The following is a 16545-nucleotide window of genomic DNA, read 5'->3' as shown; positions in this document are numbered from 1 at the left end:
TCGAGGCGCGGGAGCAATCCCAGACGCCGGATAGATTGCAGCAAGCCATTACACGCATCAAAAACAGTATTGCAGAAAAAGGGGGAACCATAGATTGTGGGAGCGAATTCATTCGCGAAGAGGCCGGTACATCCGACGCATCTTCATCGCTTGGAGCACCGCTTTCGCGAATGAATTCGCTCCCACAGAGTTTCTGTGATTCAGTAAGTTGCGCGTTGTTTGGTGAGAGCGAGGTTGATCCTTTCGGTTGTATCCAATCCACCTGAACCTTGTATTCCCCGGCGTTCTCCAACAGGATGCTTGCCCGCCATTCAGTGCAATGACATTTCCAGATACAGAGCGTCCCATGACTATTCAGGCCCCCAAGAGCCCGTTGTCCGAAGAAACTTTACTGCCCCGTGATATCGAGCCATTGATCGACTGCGAAGCCGATGATGAACAGGTTCAACAAAGCGCCCCGGTGCTCAAGCGCCCGTGGCTGTTGCTGTTGGGCCTGGTGTTGGTGGCGCTGAACCTGCGTCCGGCGTTGTCGAGCATGTCGCCGTTGCTTGGCGCGGTGTCCGAGAGCCTGGGCCTGTCGGGTTCGACGGCGGGCTTGCTGACCACGCTGCCGGTATTGTGCCTGGGGTTGTTCGCGCCGCTGGCGCCGATCCTGGCGCGGCGCTTTGGCAGTGAGCGGGTGGTGTTGGGAATTCTGCTGACACTCGCGGCGGGGCTGGTCGTACGCAGCTCGTTGGGGACGGCCGGATTGTTCCTCGGCAGTATTATTGCCGGGGCCAGTATCGGCATCATTGGTGTGTTGCTGCCGGGGATCGTCAAGCGGGATTTCCCCAGGCAAGCGGGCACCATGACCGGTGTCTACACTATGGCTTTGTGCCTTGGTGCGGCCATCGCGGCCGGGTCCACGGTGCCGTTGAGTCACTCCTTCGATAACAGCTGGGCCATCGGTCTGGGCTTCTGGATCGTGCCGGCGCTGATCGCTGCAATGGTGTGGCTGCCCCAGGCGAAGCAAAGCCATGGCGCCCATCATGTGGCTTACCGGGTGCGTGGGCTGCTGCGCGATCCTCTGGCCTGGCAGGTCACCCTTTATATGGGGCTGCAGTCGTCCCTGGCCTATATCGTCTTCGGCTGGCTGCCCTCGGTGCTGATTGGCCGTGGTCTGACGCCGACCCAGGCCGGCCTGCTGCTGTCCGGCTCGATCATGGTCCAGTTGATCAGCGCTCTGAGCTCGCCCTGGCTGGCGACCCGGGGCAAGGATCAGCGCTTGGGTATCCTGATCGTCATGGCCCTGACCCTGGGCGGCCTGTTTGGCTGCCTCTATGGACCACTGGACGGCCTGTGGGGTTGGGCGATCGTGCTCGGCCTGGGGCAGGGTGGTACGTTCAGCCTGGGCCTGAGCCTGATCGTGCTGCGCTCCCGTGATTCCCACGTCGCCGCCAATTTGTCGAGCATGGCCCAGGGCATTGGCTACACCCTGGCCTCGTTGGGGCCATTCGCCGTCGGCGTCGTGCATGACATGACCGGTGACTGGGACGCCATTGGCTGGATTTTCGGGGTAATCGGCGTAGCCGCTATCGTGGCCGGGCTGGGTGCCGGGCGGGCGCGGTATGTGCAGGTCAGCAGCGAGAAAGTGTGATCGAGACATTTGCGTGATGGATGTACATGGCAAAGCGGCACCGTGCCGCTTATCGTACGAACTTTGCCACTGGATGAGCGCCCATGAGCGACGAAGAAAAACGCCTGATTAACAATGCCTTGATCACCCGCTTCTACGAGGCCTTCAACCGCCTCGATGCCGAGGGAATGGCCGCCTGTTATGCCGAGGACGTGATTTTCAGCGACCCGGTATTCGGCGAGCTGCATGGCCGCCAGGTCGGGGATATGTGGCGCATGCTCACGTCCCGGGCCAAGGAGTTCTCGGTGACCTTCGATCAGGTCCGCGCCGACGAGCACAGCGGCGCCGCGCACTGGGTCGCCACTTACCTGTTCAGCCAGACTGGCCGTACGGTGGTCAACGATATCCAGGCGCGTTTCGTGTTCCGTCACGGCAAGATCATCGAGCACCACGACTATTTCGACCTGTGGCGTTGGTCGCGTCAGGCACTGGGCACCAAAGGCCTGCTGCTGGGCTGGACACCACTGGTCAAGAACGCCGTGCGCGCTCAGGCGCAGAAAGGCCTCAAGGCGTTTCAGGCGGGGCGTTGAGGCTCTGTTAGAATCGCGCCTCTGACGCTGATCGACCGTTGCCATGCCTGATGCTGCCCTTGCTGTTACTTCGACTGCCGAACCATTGGCCATCAAGCCGTGGTTCGTCTATCTGGTGCGCGCGGCCAACGGCTCGCTGTATTGCGGGATCAGTGATAACCCGGTGCGCCGTTTTGCCAGCCATCAGAGCGGCAAGGGCGCGCGCTTCTTCAGTTCCAGCCCGGCAGTGGCGCTGGTTTATGTCGAATCCTGGCCGAGCAAGGGCGAGGCGCTGCGCCATGAACGCCTGATCAAACGCTTGAAGAAGAGTGCCAAGGAGCATCTGGTGGCGAGCTTCGATCCCCTGACCATCCAGCCCGTTGATAAGGCGCCATTAGCCTGAGCGGGTAGGCCGCCTGCACCGGGGGCGCTAAGCTGTGGGCTTTCCCACCGCAGGACGGACCCCATGTCAGAGCTGATCCTCCATCATTACCCCACCTCGCTGTTCGCCGAGAAGGCGCGCCTTATGCTGGGGTTCAAGGGGCTGTCCTGGCGCTCGGTAACCATTCCACCGATCATGCCCAAGCCGGATCTGATCGCCCTTACCGGCGGCTATCGCAAGACCCCGGTGTTGCAAGTGGGTGCCGATATCTACTGTGACACCGCGCTGATTGCCCGTCGCCTGGAGCAGGAAAAAGCCTCGCCAACCTTTTACCCCGCAGGCCAGGAGTTCACCGTGGCCGCGTTTGCCGAATGGGCCGACGCAGTCATGTTCAAACATGCGGTCAGCCTGGTGTTCCAGCCGGCTTCCCTGGCCGTGCGCTTTGCCAAGGTTCCACCCGAGGCGTTCAAGGCGTTTGTTGCCGACCGCGCGACGCTGTTCGACGGCGGCAGCGCATCCCGTGTGCCGCTGCAGCAGGCACTGCATCAATGGCCGACGTTTATGGCGCGGCTTGAGCTGCAGTTGTCGCGTAGCGGCGATTACCTGTTTGGTGAACCGTCGATTGCCGACTTCTCCGTGGCCCATACGCTGTGGTTTCTCAAGCAGACTCCGGTGACGGCTCCTCTGGTCGATGAGTATCCGCAAGTCGCCACCTGGTTGGCCCGGGTGCAGGGGTTCGGCCATGGCGCCCCGAGCGAGCTGAGTTCTGCCCGGGCGCTGGAAATCGCTGCCAGCGCGACCCCGGCGGCGCTGCCAGATGAAGTCCTCGTCGACCCCAACGGCTTCCAGCCCGGTGATCAGGTAGTGATTGCCGCCACCGACTACGGCGTCGATCCGGTGGCGGGGGCATTGGTGTTCAGCGGGCGTGAGGAACTGATCCTGCGCCGTGAGGACGAGCGTGCCGGTGTCGTGCACGTACATTTCCCACGTCTGGGCTTTCGCATCGAGAAATGCTGAGGTCGAGCCTGGCGCGCCCGTCGTTGCCTGGCGCGCCAGAGCGCCTGTTCAGGGGAGCGGGTTGCAGCCACTGGCTTTTGCGACCGCCTCGGTTACGTTGGGCCGCATGGGCTCCAGATTCCACACGGGTTTATCGCCGTAGTTCTCCAACAGGCAGCTGAATTGACGGCGCATACCGCCGCCGTTTCTTTCAAGCCATTCGGGATCCTTGTTGTGGGCGTTGGCCAATTCGGAAAAGGCGACACTGATTTCATTGTCTTTAATGGCCCTGGCGCAAGGAGTAGGGGTGACGGCTAACGTCCAGATATCCTGTTTGATATCGACGTCATAACGCTGGCTCCAGGTTGCACTCTCTATATATTTGTCGCAGGTGCCCTGATCATGGCCGTTATAAGTAAAGCGGGTGCCGGTAAAGTCCGGTGCCAGGTTCATGCGTAATACCGGAACCAGATAGCCGGCTTGTTTGAGCTTGTACTGAAAGATCATCGCCAGGGTCAGAGGAGCCTGGTTATCGTCATTGAGTTCACTGCTTCTGTTGACGTCGTAGACGAACGCGTCGATATAAGGGATCAACTTGCTGCCGTCGTTAGTCGTCGAACTGTTTTTCAATAACATTTCCGTCCACACAGTCGCTGCCCAAGCACCTTTGAATTTGTGAATGCCGATCAGGGTTAGCCAGTCGGAATTGCTCTCTACATTCCATGAGCACTGATTGCGTTGCATGGCCACGCCACCGGCGCCATAGAGCCGGATCCAGGCGTCGGCCGGATTGGCTGCCGACGACACGCCGACCTCAGCACAGGAGCCGTAAGCGTTGTCCTGATTGACGTTGGGCTGCATCTGCTTCTGGTTGCTCTTGTCTTCCTGGAAGTCGCCTTCGAAGTCACAGCCATTCCATCCCCTGGGCTGTCCGGATTTTCCGCTAGTGTCCCGCAGCGCACGAGTGGTGTCGGCGTCGAAGCTGTAAATGCACAGCCAGCCCACGTCCAGCGGTGGCAATTGGTTGGCGGCGGCATCTTCGGGTGTGCGGATGATGAAGCCAGCAGGGTGATAGAGCTTGTTGCTCGGGCTGTCCTGCCTGATCCAGCTGTAGGACGTGGAGCCCAGTTCTATGGCGAGCGGGCTGTAATCCCATGGGTTGTATCTGCCGGTGTTGAGGGTGCGCACTATCACGCCGGTGCAGTAATAAAGGCCGCGCTGTGCACCGGTTGTATCCTTGCAGCTTCGCAGTTGTTCGTTGTAGTTCTTATTGATCATGGCTGCGGTTGTTTGCGGCGCAATCTTGAGCTCGAGTGCCAGGCATTGCGTAGTCAGCAAGATAAGCAGAGGCATTGAGGCGAGATGATTCATCTTCGTCACTCCATGGATTCTGTGCAGGCAAATACGCCGTCCAGTACCTGGATTTTTTATTCGCGGACGAATCAACTGTGTGACGAGAGGGCGGGGCTGTCTACTGTCATAACTACTAGGTCAAGCCTGCCGTTAGTTGCTAACGACAGGCTTTTTATCGCGACCGGCTTTATGCGCGGGCTCAGTTCAGCGCGGCGAGAATGTCCTGCTCGCTGAAGCCGCGAATGATCGTACCGTTGACGTCGATCAGCGGAATCCCGCGTCCGCCAAGTGCCTCATAGGCCTTGCGGCCCTCGACGGACTTCTCGATATCGAATTCCTTGTAAGCAATGCCCTTGCTGTCGAGGAAGCGCCGGGTCTGCTTGCAGTAGCCGCACCAGTCGGTGGCATACAGCACCACATGCTGTTGCTTCTGCGTAGCGCTGGCGGTAACCGGGTCAGGGTTGAAGACATGCTCGATCTTGCCCCAGTTCTGATAGACCGCGACGAACAGCAGGATCAACGCAAATTTTTTTAGAACACCTGAAAACATTGGGTGTTTCCTTTCTGAATCAATATTGAGCGAACTCGTTCTGGTGCGTCGTTTTACCGCGCTGTCGAGGTAATGGCAAGTGACACCCGGATGTGCGGGGTATTTTAATTTAGAAATAAGTAGTTGTGGGTAATCGCTAATGGGTCTTGGTGATCCCGGTTTACTGGCTGGAATAGCTTGATTGGTTGTGCTTAGATTTTATCAGTCGTAAGTGTTGTATCGTTCGTTGGATGACTTTGTGTTGCGAAATTTATCTGCGTTACGGTTTTTTTTGGGCGCTTCGAAAGTATCTGGGATTTGTTGCCGGAACAGGCTCGGAGTTGTCCTGTTTTTTTGTTGGAGTTGCCTTGATGAAAGCCCGATTGATAGTGCCATTTCTGTTGTTTTTGAGCCTGCTTCTAAGTTGTTCTACAGTATCGCAGAACACGCCTTCGATCCCAGCGACAACTCCGCCTCAACTACGACAGTTACCGGAGCGACCGGAGGATACGGTCGCCGCAATCAATCGTCGCTATAACCTGGTGGATAATCAGTGTCGGGAAATCGGCACCAATGAGCCGAGAGGTCATTACTATTGCAGTGGTGTATTGACGCGCGGTGTTGAGGATGGTCCGTTTTTGCCTTGGACTCATAGCCCTTCGGTTATTGCCAGCGGGTCCAGTTCTTACTCATGGATTCGCCGCGATATGCCCTTGGCGAGACTGATGTTTAAACCTGCTGGATTTATTCTACGTAACCCGGTTGAAGGCGCGGCAAGTGGTTTGCCGGCACTGGACCGCGGATTGATATGTATCTATCCGTTCGATGCCAGCACGGGGACGAATCTCCGGCACAAGGGTTGTGCTCTCAGGTATGAAAGCACGGTTTTGTACCCTCAACCGGAAGCGCACCATCGCAACCAGGCTTATGCCTGGGGGCAATGCGAAGCTATGGGTATCCGGACGACGCAGGCGTGGATGGCTTTCTGGGAAAGTGACCCAACACCTAACCTGGGTATGCGCCATCAGTGTTCATGGAATGCTGATTCACCAGAGGGTTGGAATTCAGCAATATACATATTTAATGACCAGCGTTACCAACACGGTGACGCGATGTTTACATGGAATGAACTCCTGCTCGACACCATGAAGGATGATGGCAATATGCTCATGCCTTACATTGCTGCCTTTTACTATGTTCTAGATCTATCGCCAACAGTTTTGGGTGGTCTGGAAGAGGCCCGGACTTTCCAAACGAAGTTATACAAGAACGGTTACTGGGTGCCCATACTGCAATTGAACGCCGGCGCCCCTTCATTGCGGCGGTATACCTATCACCCGGAAGACCAAGCCATACCTGTTCCAGGGTCTTTACACCGTGCTGTCGCACAGCAAACACGGGGTCAATAACAATGTAGGGCCAGCTTTGGCTGGGAAGGCAGCGTTTCAGACGCAACATATATGTTGGCTGCCCTGATGAAGTGCGCCCCAAAAGTTGGACGGGTAGCATTCAGGCTACAGCGGACCGGGTTCTGTACGCTACAGGGCTCAGTCCGCCTAGCTTCATCTTGATTCGCTCATGGTTGTAATAACGGATGTAGTCATCCAGCCCGGCTTGCAACTCGGCCACGCTGTCGAAGCTTTCCCGGTAATAAAATTCTGACTTCAGCGTGCCGAAGAAGCTCTCCATCGTCGCATTATCCAGGCAGTTGGCCCTTCGCGACATGCTTTGCTTCAAGCCCGCTTTTTTCAACTGCTCCCGGTATTCGGGGTATCGATAGTGCCAGCCCTGATCCGAGTGAAGCATCGGCTTGGCACCGTCGGGCAAGCGCTCAAGTGCCTGCTTTAGCATGTCGCCGACCAAGGCGTATCGAGGGCGGGAAGCGGTCTGGTAGGCCACTATTTCGCCGTTGTACAAGTCAAGTACGGGTGACAGGTATAGCTTTTCGCCCGCCACTTTAAATTCGGTGACGTCCGTGACCCATTTCTGATTTGGCTGTTCGGCCTCAAATTGGCGAGCAAGGATGTTGCGCGAAGTTTTCCCCATCGGTCCTCGATATGACCTGTATTTCTTGGGCCGCACCGTGCACTTGAGACTCAACTCACCCATCAATCGCCGCACTGTTTTGCTGTTGATCAACTGCCCGTCGTTACGCAACGCTGCGGTCATCCGACGATAACCATAGCGGCCCTTATGTACGTCATAAAGGCTCTGGATAGAGGCTTTCAGCGGCGCAAAACGATCCTCGGCGCCCACCACCCGTAGTTGGTAGTAATAGGTGCTGCGTGCCAGACCAACCAGCTTGAGCAGTTGGCTCAAGGGGAAATCCTGCTTTAGCTCGGTGACTATTTGAGCTTTTTCTTCGCTTCTTTCTCCCGCCTCATCACCGCCTCGCCTAACTCTCCCAACTTTTTTAGGTAGGCGTTCTCCATGCGCAAAAACTGGAGTTCATCAAGCAAGGCCTTATGTGCACGCTCCTCTTCGGTGAGTGGCGCGGCAGATTTACGGAGCTTGGCAGGAGGTTTGGGCATAGCGGTAGTCGATCCTTTTTTCCGAGAGGCCAGGGCTTCAATGCCGCCACTGTAATACTGCTTCCGCCAGATGCCCACCTGGCTTGGGTTGCTCAGGTTGAAGAGGGCCGCAGCACGGCGCAGGGACAAGGACTCGCGCCACATACGCTGGAGAACAGACAATTTGAACTCAAGGCTACGGTGCTTGCCGTCGCGCTGCAGACTGGCTTCACCGTGCAACCGATAGGCATCCACCCAGCGACGAAGCAAAGTGGGGTCCATCTGAAACTGCGCGGCGATATGCCGATAGCCTCGGCCTCGATCGAGGAAAGCGGTGATGGCGGACAGCTTGAATTGTGTTGTGTACTTGCTCATGAAAAACACCCCAGGGTTGGATAGGTGTCCAACTTCTGGGGCGCACTTCACTGACGCTTTCCCGGCTGAAGCCGGTCCCACAGCCGCTGTGCTACCGCCGCTTGAGCTGATCAGTCAGTTGCGTCGGCAAGCCTTTGATGATCAGGGTGCCCGCTTCTTCGTCATATTCGATCTTGTCGCCCAGCAGATGCGCTTCGAAGCTGATCGACAGGCCCTCTGCACGGCCGGTGAAGCGGCGGAACTGGTTGAGGGTGCGTTTGTCCGCCGGGATCTCCGGGGAAAGGCCGTAGTCCTTGTTGCGGATGTGATCGTAGAAGGCGCGCGGGCGGTCTTCGTCGATCAGGCCCGACAGTTCCTCAAGCTCCATGGGCTCGCCCATCTTGCTCTGGCTGCTGGCGTAGTCGACCAGGGCCTTGGTTTTCTCTCGCGCGGCATCCTCGGGCAGGTCTTCACTTTCGACGAAGTCACTGAAGGCCTTGAGCAGGGTGCGGGTTTCGCCGGGGCCGTCGACCCCTTCCTGGCAGCCGATGAAGTCGCGGAAATACTCGGAAACCTTTTTCCCGTTCTTGCCTTTGATAAAGGAAATGTACTGCTTGGACTGCTTGTTGTTCTGCCATTCCGAGCAGTTGATGCGCGCGGCCAGGTGCAGTTGGCCCAAATCCAGGTGGCGCGAAGGCGTGACATCGAGCACTTCGTTGACCGCCACACCTTCGCTGTGGTGCAAGAGGGCGATGGCCAGGTAGTCGGTCATGCCCTGTTGGTAGTGGGCAAACAGCACATGGCCGCCCACCGACAGGTTGGATTCTTCCATCAGCTTCTGCAGATGTTCCACCGCCACGCGGCTGAAGGTAGTGAAGTCCTTGCCGCCATCGAGGTATTCCTTGAGCCAGCCGCTGAACGGATGCGCTCCGGATTCGGCATGGAAAAAGCCCCAGGCTTTGCCCTGCTTCGCGTTATAGCTTTCGTTGAGGTCGGCCAGCATGTTCTCGATCGCCTGGGATTCGGCGAGTTCGGAGTCGCGTGCATGGAGGATTGCGGGCGTACCGTCGGGTTTTTTGTCGATCAGGTGGACGATGCAGTGACGGATCGGCATGGGGCTTCTCGCTGAGGTAGTGTGAGCGGCCAACAGGACGGCGGGGCGGCTCGATTCAAAGGCGCCAAGTGTAACGCACCCGTGTCGATCTGCGCGGCCCGAGCCAGGTTTTGAGCGTTCACTCTGCTTTTTTACAACTTTGTCGCCGCAAACCTGACCAAAAGGGTAGGTAGGTGGGGATATTTGCTCTCTGCTGTGCTAGTTTTGCGCCGTCTTGCGCACTGAAGCGCGCTAAGCACGCAGTTTTGCACGTTGTGGCCGAACCAAACCCCGGTTTGAGTATCTACATTTCGCGATTAATCGTGGCTCTAGGGGGGCCAGGTTTGTTGCCTGGCCGCAGGCCGACTTGCACTCTGCAATCCAAATGAATTTGATAGGGAAGGAACACCACCATGGCTCTGACTAAAGACCAATTGATCGCCGATATCGCAGAAGCTATCGACGCGCCAAAAACCACCGCGCGTAACGCTCTTGAGCAATTGGGCCAGATCGTTGCCGATCAACTGGAAAACGGCGTTGAAATCACTCTGCCAGGCATTGGCAAACTGAAAGTGACCGAACGTCCAGCTCGCACTGGCCGCAACCCTTCGACTGGCGCTGCCATCGAAATCGCTGCCAAGAAAGTCATCAAGTTCGTTCCAGCCAAAGTGCTGACCGACTCGATCAACAAGTAAGCTTCGGCTGATTTGTTAAAAAAGCCGTGCTCCGGTTTACCGGGCACGGCTTTTTTGTGTTCACAGTACAGAACCGTTGGAGCGAGGCTTGCCCGCGAAGAGGATGTTCATTCGGTACATATTTTGTGCCTGAATATTGCCTTGGCGGGCAAGCCTCGCTCCAACGCACGAATGCGCGATGCTTTTATTTCCAGCGCTCTTGCCGCCACGCCTCTTGCTGCACCTGATCCTGAAAGGTCCAGGCCACAAAGCGGCTCTGCTTCTGCCCTTGACCCATCTCCACCACCTGGCTGTGCAGCGCACCGGCCTTTTTCAGGGCGCTCTGGATCAGTGGCAGGTTGGAGGCCTTGGACACCAAGGTGCTGAACCACAAGACTTGTTGCGGCACCTGGGCGCTTTCATTGATCAGTTGCGTCACGAAGCCGATTTCGCCGCCTTCGCACCACAGTTCCTGGGATTGCCCACCAAAGTTCAGCACTGGCAGCTTGCGCTTGGGATCAGCCTTGCCCAGTGCCCGCCACTTGCGCTGGCTGCCGCGCAGGGCTTCGTCCGGGGATGCGTGGAAGGGCGGGTTGCACAGGCTGATATCGAAGCGTTCGCCTTCGGCCAGTAGTCCGAGCAGGATCTGCTTGCGATTGGCCTGCTGACGCACACTGATCGCCTTACCCAGGCCATTGGCCTTGACGATGGTCGTGGCGGCAGCGACAGCCGTGGTATCGATCTCCGAGCCGACGAATTGCCAGCCGTAGTCGCTATGCCCCAGCAGCGGATAGATGCAGTTGGCGCCGGTGCCGATATCCAGGGCCCTGATCGTTGCGCCCTTGGGGATGACACCGTCGTTGTGCGCGGCCAGCAGGTCCGCCAGGAAGTGCACATAGTCGGCACGCCCCGGAATGGGCGGGCACAGGTAGTCCGCCGGGATATCCCAGTGGGCGATGCCGTAGAACGCCTTGAGCAGCGCGCGGTTGAATACGCGCACGGCGGCCGGGTCGGCGAAATCGATACTTTCCTTGCCATAGGGATTGATGATCACGAATTTAGCCAGCTCGGGGCTGCTCTTGATCAGCTTGGGAAAGTCGTAGCGACCCTGGTGGCGGTTGCGCGGATGAAAGGTGGCTTTCTCTTTGACAGGCGCAGATTTGCCCGTTGAAGGTTTTGCAGCCTTTTTAACGGGCGCGACGGATTTCGGTGGAGTTGTCATGTACAGATTTAGTCGGGAGAAAGACAAACATTGTCACACAGTCTTGCGTGTAACGCTGCGCAGCGCCGTCCGCGATGAACCGCACATACGGAACAGTCCTTGCTTGTAAAACCCCGGGTAAGTTAACCGCCGCCCTGCGGTTTTCATGAGGTATCGAGCAATGCGCCATCTAGATACAGATGCTTTGGCTGCGTTCGTGGCGGTCATCGACAACAACGGCTTCACGGCCGCTGGCGATCGAATCGGTAAGACCCAGGCAGCGGTGAGTCTGATGCTTGCCCGGCTTGAGGCGCGAATCGGTCGCAAGCTGGTCGAGCGGCATCGACGTGGCGTTACCCTGACCGAACATGGCGAGTTGTTGATTGGTTACGCCCGGCGCATTCAGATGCTGGAAGACGAGGCGTTGCTGGCGTTGCAATGTGAAGGTGAAGCCTCGCGAATCCGCATCGGTATGCCAGACGATTATCTCGAATCCATCGGTTGTGTGTTGGTCCAGCAGTTCTCGGTTCTGCACCCGCATTTGCAGGTTGAGATCATTTGCGATTTCTCTTCGAAGCTCGAAGTGATGCTGCACCACGACAGTATCGACCTGGCCATCATTACGCGCAGTGAAGACAGCGGCAGCGGCGAGCTCCTGCGTGTCGAGGAACAACTCTGGTGCGCAATGTCGGGATATTTCCCCGAGGCCAGCGCAGTATTGCCGCTATCACTGTTCGCTGATTCGTGTCGCGCGCGTCCGAAGATTCTTCAGGCGCTGGACAGTGCTCTGGTGCCGTGGCGCGTGGTCAGTTCCTCCTCGCATCTGCCAGGGGTCATGCATCCGGTGCGCAACGGGTCCGCTGTTACGGTATTACCTGCGTCAGTGATCCCCAATGGATGGCGCATTCTGGGCAAAGAACAGAACCTGCCGGCCCTGCCCGCGCTGGAACTGGCGTTGATGGTCCCGGAAAATGCTCGCTTGAGCACCCGCCGTCTGGCGCATTTCGTGCGCGAGCATTTCCAGGTTGCTGGCTCTGCTGTCGCCATAGGTGCCTGAAGTCAGGTCGCCGTGGCGGCCAGTTTACCGGCAGCGGCCTTATAGCCTTTGAGCAAAGCCTGCATCGCGGCTTCGTCATGGGCGAAGGTCAGGTAGATGCGCCCAAAGGCGAAAGGCATGGTCATCACGTGCTGCTCACGTAACGCCACATGCAGATCGAGGCTCCAGCGGGCATTGGCAATGGCAGCTGCCTGGGCATAGTCTGCAGGCGCCTTGTCGCTCGGCCACAGGGTAAATACGGAGCCATATCCGCTGCTGCTCAGGGGCAGTCCCTCATCGGCGAATGCGCGGATGATGTCCGAGCGCAGTTGATTACCGCTTCTGAGCAGCGGCAAATAGTCATGCTGGCGCAGTTGCTCAAGGGTTGCCACCACCGCCGCACAAGCGGGCGGGTTGCCGCTGTAGGTCCCGGCGCGAACGATGCGCTTGTCTTCAAAGAGCTGCATGATCTCGGGCTTGCCCAGCAGCGCTGCGACCGGCACGCCACTGCCGATGGCTTTGCCGACTGTCGCCAGATCGGCATCGACGCCCAGTAAATGCCCGGTCAGGCCTGCGTGCAGACGAAAACCCATGAGTACTTCGTCCAGTATGACCAGTGCACCCTGCTCATGTGCCTTATCGCTCAAATGCTTGAGATAGCCCGTCATGGGCTCGATGCAGCCAGCGTTGGCCAATACCGGCTCGATGATCACGGCGGCAATGTCCGGGTATTCGTGGAACAAGCGGTCGACATCCGTGAAGTCGTTGTAACGCAGCAAGAGCATGCCATCGCGTTCGGGACGTGTTGCCGAAGCGGGCATTTGTGCTTCGCTGGAACCTGCATTGCCGAACGCTACTTCATCGAACCAGCCGTCATAGCTGGCGGCGAACCGGACAATGCGTGAGCGCCCGGTGGCAGTCCGCGCAGTCCGACAGGCCAGGTGCACGGCTTCGCTGCCGGTATTGAGGAAGATGACCTGACTCAGCGGGCCCGTGTGGCTGACCAGAGAGCAGGCAGCCTCTGTTTCAAGATCATGGGCGAATGACGGCATGGGGCCACGCTGCAGGGCCTGGATGACTGGCGCTAGAACCCTGGGGGCGGCATGGCCGAGCATCGTTGCGCCAAAACCCATGGCGGTGTCGACATATTGCTTGCCGTCGTTACCCCACAGCCAGGCTCCCTGTGAGCGCTGGACGATGAACGGCTGGCCGTCGATTTCAGGCAAAGCACGGCCGCCGCTGGAAATACCACCGATTAGATGATTCATGGATGTACCCGGGAAATTTAAAGGAATCAGTAGCCCGTGATGCGTGGCAGCCATTGGGTCAGGCTTGGGAAGGCAATCAACAGAGCGATGGCGATGGCGGTGGCGAACCAGAACGGAATCAACTGACGCGATACTGCGCCGATGTCGACACGCCCAACGTTACACACCACAAAGATGTTGGTGCCGATAGGTGGGGTGAACAGCCCCCAGCCCAGGGTCATGGTGAAGATCAGGCCTATCTGATACGGATCGAACCCGGCGGTCTTGGCGATAGGCACCAGAATGGGCGCGAGGATGATCATCGCCGGACCCAGATCGAGCCAGAAGCCAACAACCTTGAGTACCAGCACCACCAGCAAAATTGTCGCAATAGGCCCGGTATGCAGGTTGACGATCCATGAAGCCACGGTGTGCGGGACAAGTTCGAAGGTCAGAATCCAGCCGAAAGGCATAGCCACAGCCATGATGATCATCACCGAACCGGTGATGGTCACAGCCTCGGTAATGGCCGGGAACAGATCTTTCCACGCCAGTTGCCGATAGATCACCGTGCCGACGAAGATCGCATACAGTACTGACAGCGATGCGGCTTCAGTTGCAGTGGCAAAGCCGCTGACGATGGAGCCCAGCACCATGACGGGCATCAATAACGCGGGCGACGCGCTCCACAGATCGCGCAGCAGGGCGAGCGCATCGAAGCGTTCGTCGCTTTTCGGAAAGTTCTGGCGCACACCAATGATGTAGGCGGTGATCATGAACGTTGCGGCAAGCATGACGCCCGGAAACACTCCGGCCATGAACAGGCCGCCAATGGAGGTGTTGGTCAACACGCCATAGAGGATCAGGATCACGCTGGGTGGCACGATAATGCCCAGTGTTCCCGATGCGGCCGTGACTGCCGCCGCGAATGCCCTTGGATAACCCCTGGCCTCCATGACCGGAATCATGACTTTGGCAACGGTGCCGGTGTCTGCTGTCGCCGATCCGGTCAGACCGCCATAGACAAAAGCCGTGGCCACGTTGACCGGCCCGAGCCCGCCGCGCATGCGCCCGAAGCAATGTTCGGCGATGCGCATGATGCGCACGGTCAGTCCACCCCGATTCATTAACTCGCCGGCCAGTAGAAACAGCGGAATCGAGGCGAGGGTGGATGAATCGGCACCGCGCACAGCCTGCTGCGCCAGCCATGACCAAGGCATGTGCAGATCGCCCAGGGCCAGGGCGGCAATGCTGCCTCCCGCCATGGCCCAGACCACCGGTACGCCGGCCATCAGCAGGCAGAAGAACGCCAGAAAAAGAATCAGAACGGTCACAGGGCTTTCTCCCGGCGGTTGAACATGACCCATAACCGCACCAGAGCAATGATCGCCAGCATGGCTGAGGCACTGATCAGGGCCAGCATGGTCAGCCCGGATGGCCAGCGCAGCACGGGTGTGGGTAACGTCCAGCCGCGGCTGATCGCGGCACTGCCGCTGATCAGCAGCCAGATACTGATGATTAATAGCGTCAGACAGCCGAGCGCTTCGAGCCCACGCTGCATTTTGCCTGGCAACAGCGACACCAGGCCCTGGAAGCTGACGTTCTCGTGGCGCAGTTCGGCAATCACGGCGCCGATAAACGTGACCCAGACAAAGCTCATCGTGGCTATTTCGAACGACCATTCGAAGCCGTGAAGGCCGAAATAGCGGGCGAAGACACCCGCCAACGTCGAGATGAACGTTACGATGAACATCGCGACGCCGATCACCGACAGTACGCGCTCGGGCCAGTAGTGGGGCGTTTGCTCAGAGGGCAGGGCGGTCGACATGATCAGTCACTCGCCCTGGGCATCGTGGCGAAGTTTCTCGACGAAGTCAGGACCCCAGACGGCCCCGAAATGCTCATAGACAGGCTTGCTCAGGCTACGGAATGCAGTGGTGTCGACCTGGTTGAACTTGACCCCCTTGGCTTCCATTTCCTTCTGGATTTTGGCGTAGACGTCATCCAGTTGAGCGCGATACCAGGATGTCGTGTCGGCGACCGCATGATTGAGTGCGGTACGGTCAGCGGCGCTAAGACTGTCGTATTTGTCCTTGTTGATGAACCAGAAGTTGGCTGACCAGATGTAGTTGGACACCGAGACGTTTTTCGCCACTTCGTACCATTTCTGATCGTAGAAATCCCGAAGCTCCGGTTCCACCCCGTCCACTACCCCGGCTTGCAGCGAGGTGTAGACCTCACCGAATGGAATTGACTGCCCCAAAGCACCCAGTTGCTTGATGGTGGTCAGGATCACAGGGTTGGGCGGGGTGCGAATCTTCAGGCCAGCGAGATCGGCGGGATTAATGATGGGGTGCTTGCTATTGGCAAATTGACGAAACCCCGAGTCCAGCGCGGTAAGCATCATAAAGCCGTTGTCGTGGCCCATCGTAAGAAACTGCTTGCCCGCCGGGCTGTCGAGGTAAGCGTGGACGCTTTTTTCATCCTTGAACAGGAACGGCAAGGACAGAGCGTTGAGCTTGGGATCGATGCCATCCACCGATCCCCCCAGGCCGATGTCGATCGCACCGGCACCCACCGAGTCGACAATCGGAGCTTCATCACCCAACTGGCCGTCCGGGTAAATCTGGATTTTCAGGTCACCCTTGGTTTCGGCGCTGACCTGCGCGGCGAACTTGATCATCGCCTGATTGATCAGGCTGTCGCTGCTCGAGGCATGAGCCAGGCGCAAGGTTTGCTCAGCCATGGCCGTGCTCATGCACGAAAGCAGAGCCAGGCCCAGGACCGTACGCTTGAAACCGGATAACCGGGAATTGCCTTGGAATGCTGCAAACATTTCGAATACTCCGCCGATTGCTGTCTGCAAGAGTTATCCGATGCGTGGGATTTCAAGTCAATAAATGCTGGCCTTTTGCTCATTAAGATCATAAATACCACCATACGATTATTAATATAATTCAATAAGTTATTGATTTTCATGGATTTT

Annotated in this window: 17 protein-coding genes; 8 read left to right on the top strand and 9 right to left on the bottom strand. The window is 57.9% G+C overall.

The features are described from left to right. From M2401_RS22315 to M2401_RS22295, 5 genes are all read left to right on the top strand, one after another. Positions 1–266: hypothetical protein (locus M2401_RS22315; RefSeq protein WP_259106004.1), on the top strand; the 266-nt coding region annotated here is incomplete at its 5' end. A gap of 80 nt (positions 267–346) precedes the next feature. Beyond that, complete coding sequence (locus M2401_RS22310; RefSeq protein WP_259106003.1) at positions 347–1636, top strand: CynX/NimT family MFS transporter; 1290 nt, start codon at positions 347–349, stop codon at positions 1634–1636. Between the two features lie 83 nt (positions 1637–1719). Next, positions 1720–2205 (top strand): nuclear transport factor 2 family protein, encoded by a 486-nt coding sequence (locus tag M2401_RS22305; RefSeq protein WP_259106002.1) that lies wholly within the window; start codon positions 1720–1722, stop codon positions 2203–2205. Between the two features lie 43 nt (positions 2206–2248). Beyond that, positions 2249–2587 carry a GIY-YIG nuclease family protein gene (locus tag M2401_RS22300; RefSeq protein ID WP_259106001.1) on the top strand — a complete coding sequence of 113 codons (339 nt, stop codon included), beginning with the start codon at positions 2249–2251 and terminating at the stop codon, positions 2585–2587. A 63-nt stretch (positions 2588–2650) separates the two neighbouring features. Then, positions 2651–3583 carry a glutathione S-transferase family protein gene (locus M2401_RS22295; RefSeq protein WP_259106000.1) on the top strand — a complete coding sequence of 311 codons (933 nt, stop codon included), beginning with the start codon at positions 2651–2653 and terminating at the stop codon, positions 3581–3583. A 48-nt stretch (positions 3584–3631) separates the two neighbouring features. Here the strand turns inward: M2401_RS22295 and M2401_RS22290 are convergent, their stop codons facing one another. Then, complete coding sequence (locus tag M2401_RS22290; protein WP_259105999.1) at positions 3632–4933, bottom strand: DUF2599 domain-containing protein; 1302 nt, start codon at positions 4931–4933, stop codon at positions 3632–3634. A 181-nt stretch (positions 4934–5114) separates the two neighbouring features. Continuing rightward, on the bottom strand, positions 5115–5465 hold the full coding sequence (locus M2401_RS22285; protein ID WP_259105998.1) for a glutaredoxin family protein: 351 nt from the start codon (positions 5463–5465) through the stop codon (positions 5115–5117). A 350-nt stretch (positions 5466–5815) separates the two neighbouring features. Here M2401_RS22285 and M2401_RS22280 point away from each other — a divergent pair, with 350 nt between their 5' ends. After that, positions 5816–6853 carry a hypothetical protein gene (locus M2401_RS22280; protein WP_259105997.1) on the top strand — a complete coding sequence of 346 codons (1038 nt, stop codon included), beginning with the start codon at positions 5816–5818 and terminating at the stop codon, positions 6851–6853. Between the two features lie 100 nt (positions 6854–6953). Here M2401_RS22280 and M2401_RS22275 read toward each other — a convergent pair. Both M2401_RS22275 and yejK read right to left on the bottom strand, forming a co-directional pair. Continuing rightward, positions 6954–8329, bottom strand: a protein-coding gene (locus M2401_RS22275; protein ID WP_409033962.1) for an IS3 family transposase whose coding sequence is annotated in 2 segments (ribosomal slippage) — positions 6954–7850 and positions 7853–8329 — 1374 coding nt in all. Because the reading frame shifts where the segments join, the coding sequence is not laid out codon by codon here. 91 nt (positions 8330–8420) lie between these two features. Further along, positions 8421–9422 (bottom strand): nucleoid-associated protein YejK, encoded by a 1002-nt coding sequence (gene yejK / locus M2401_RS22270; protein ID WP_259105995.1) that lies wholly within the window; start codon positions 9420–9422, stop codon positions 8421–8423. Positions 9423–9814: 392 nt separating this feature from the next. On the opposite strand from yejK, the gene M2401_RS22265 reads away from it, so the two are divergent. After that, the gene (locus M2401_RS22265; protein ID WP_259105994.1) at positions 9815–10096 is read left to right on the top strand and encodes an HU family DNA-binding protein; all 282 of its coding nucleotides are present in this window, start codon (positions 9815–9817) and stop codon (positions 10094–10096) included. Between the two features lie 184 nt (positions 10097–10280). Here the strand turns inward: M2401_RS22265 and rlmF are convergent, their stop codons facing one another. Further along, entirely contained in the window at positions 10281–11297 is a 1017-nt protein-coding gene (rlmF, locus tag M2401_RS22260; RefSeq protein WP_259105993.1) for a 23S rRNA (adenine(1618)-N(6))-methyltransferase RlmF, read from the bottom strand. Between the two features lie 160 nt (positions 11298–11457). Between rlmF and M2401_RS22255 the strand changes: the two genes are divergently transcribed. Then, positions 11458–12333: a LysR family transcriptional regulator gene (locus M2401_RS22255; RefSeq protein WP_259105992.1), complete on the top strand. Its 876-nt coding sequence runs from the start codon at positions 11458–11460 to the stop codon at positions 12331–12333. Between the two features lie 2 nt (positions 12334–12335). Here M2401_RS22255 and M2401_RS22250 read toward each other — a convergent pair whose 3' ends face one another. From M2401_RS22250 to M2401_RS22235, 4 genes are read right to left on the bottom strand one after another with little or no spacing between them, the layout of a single operon-like run. Then, positions 12336–13580, bottom strand: coding sequence for an aspartate aminotransferase family protein (locus M2401_RS22250; RefSeq protein ID WP_259105991.1), 1245 nt, complete (start codon positions 13578–13580; stop codon positions 12336–12338). A gap of 26 nt (positions 13581–13606) precedes the next feature. Then, the gene (locus M2401_RS22245) at positions 13607–14893 is read right to left on the bottom strand and encodes a TRAP transporter large permease (RefSeq protein WP_259105990.1); all 1287 of its coding nucleotides are present in this window, start codon (positions 14891–14893) and stop codon (positions 13607–13609) included. Further along, positions 14890–15387 carry a TRAP transporter small permease gene (locus tag M2401_RS22240; protein ID WP_259105989.1) on the bottom strand — a complete coding sequence of 166 codons (498 nt, stop codon included), beginning with the start codon at positions 15385–15387 and terminating at the stop codon, positions 14890–14892. Before M2401_RS22240 ends, M2401_RS22245 begins: the two co-directional genes overlap by 4 nt. 6 nt (positions 15388–15393) lie before the next feature. Further along, entirely contained in the window at positions 15394–16395 is a 1002-nt protein-coding gene (locus M2401_RS22235) for a TRAP transporter substrate-binding protein (RefSeq protein WP_259105988.1), read from the bottom strand. Positions 16396–16545: the final 150 nt, after the last annotated feature.

This window comes from Pseudomonas sp. JUb42 (assembly GCF_024807945.1).
GTDB lineage: Bacteria > Pseudomonadota > Gammaproteobacteria > Pseudomonadales > Pseudomonadaceae > Aquipseudomonas.
This window is presented reverse-complemented; position numbering and strand designations above follow the sequence as displayed.

Bases quoted from the DNA above. Each gene is read 5' to 3' on its own strand.
- M2401_RS22310 (WP_259106003.1), top strand. From the start codon at position 347: ATGACTATTCAGGCCCCCAAGAGCCCGTTGTCCGAAGAAACTTTACTG.
- M2401_RS22305 (WP_259106002.1), top strand. From the start codon at position 1,720: ATGAGCGACGAAGAAAAACGCCTGATTAACAATGCCTTGATCACCCGC.
- M2401_RS22300 (WP_259106001.1), top strand. From the start codon at position 2,249: ATGCCTGATGCTGCCCTTGCTGTTACTTCGACTGCCGAACCATTGGCC.
- M2401_RS22295 (WP_259106000.1), top strand. From the start codon at position 2,651: ATGTCAGAGCTGATCCTCCATCATTACCCCACCTCGCTGTTCGCCGAG.
- M2401_RS22290 (WP_259105999.1), bottom strand. From the start codon at position 4,933: ATGAATCATCTCGCCTCAATGCCTCTGCTTATCTTGCTGACTACGCAA.
- M2401_RS22285 (WP_259105998.1), bottom strand. From the start codon at position 5,465: ATGTTTTCAGGTGTTCTAAAAAAATTTGCGTTGATCCTGCTGTTCGTC.
- M2401_RS22280 (WP_259105997.1), top strand. From the start codon at position 5,816: ATGAAAGCCCGATTGATAGTGCCATTTCTGTTGTTTTTGAGCCTGCTT.
- yejK (WP_259105995.1), bottom strand. From the start codon at position 9,422: ATGCCGATCCGTCACTGCATCGTCCACCTGATCGACAAAAAACCCGAC.
- M2401_RS22265 (WP_259105994.1), top strand. From the start codon at position 9,815: ATGGCTCTGACTAAAGACCAATTGATCGCCGATATCGCAGAAGCTATC.
- rlmF (WP_259105993.1), bottom strand. From the start codon at position 11,297: ATGACAACTCCACCGAAATCCGTCGCGCCCGTTAAAAAGGCTGCAAAA.
- M2401_RS22255 (WP_259105992.1), top strand. From the start codon at position 11,458: ATGCGCCATCTAGATACAGATGCTTTGGCTGCGTTCGTGGCGGTCATC.
- M2401_RS22250 (WP_259105991.1), bottom strand. From the start codon at position 13,580: ATGAATCATCTAATCGGTGGTATTTCCAGCGGCGGCCGTGCTTTGCCT.
- M2401_RS22240 (WP_259105989.1), bottom strand. From the start codon at position 15,387: ATGTCGACCGCCCTGCCCTCTGAGCAAACGCCCCACTACTGGCCCGAG.
- M2401_RS22235 (WP_259105988.1), bottom strand. From the start codon at position 16,395: ATGTTTGCAGCATTCCAAGGCAATTCCCGGTTATCCGGTTTCAAGCGT.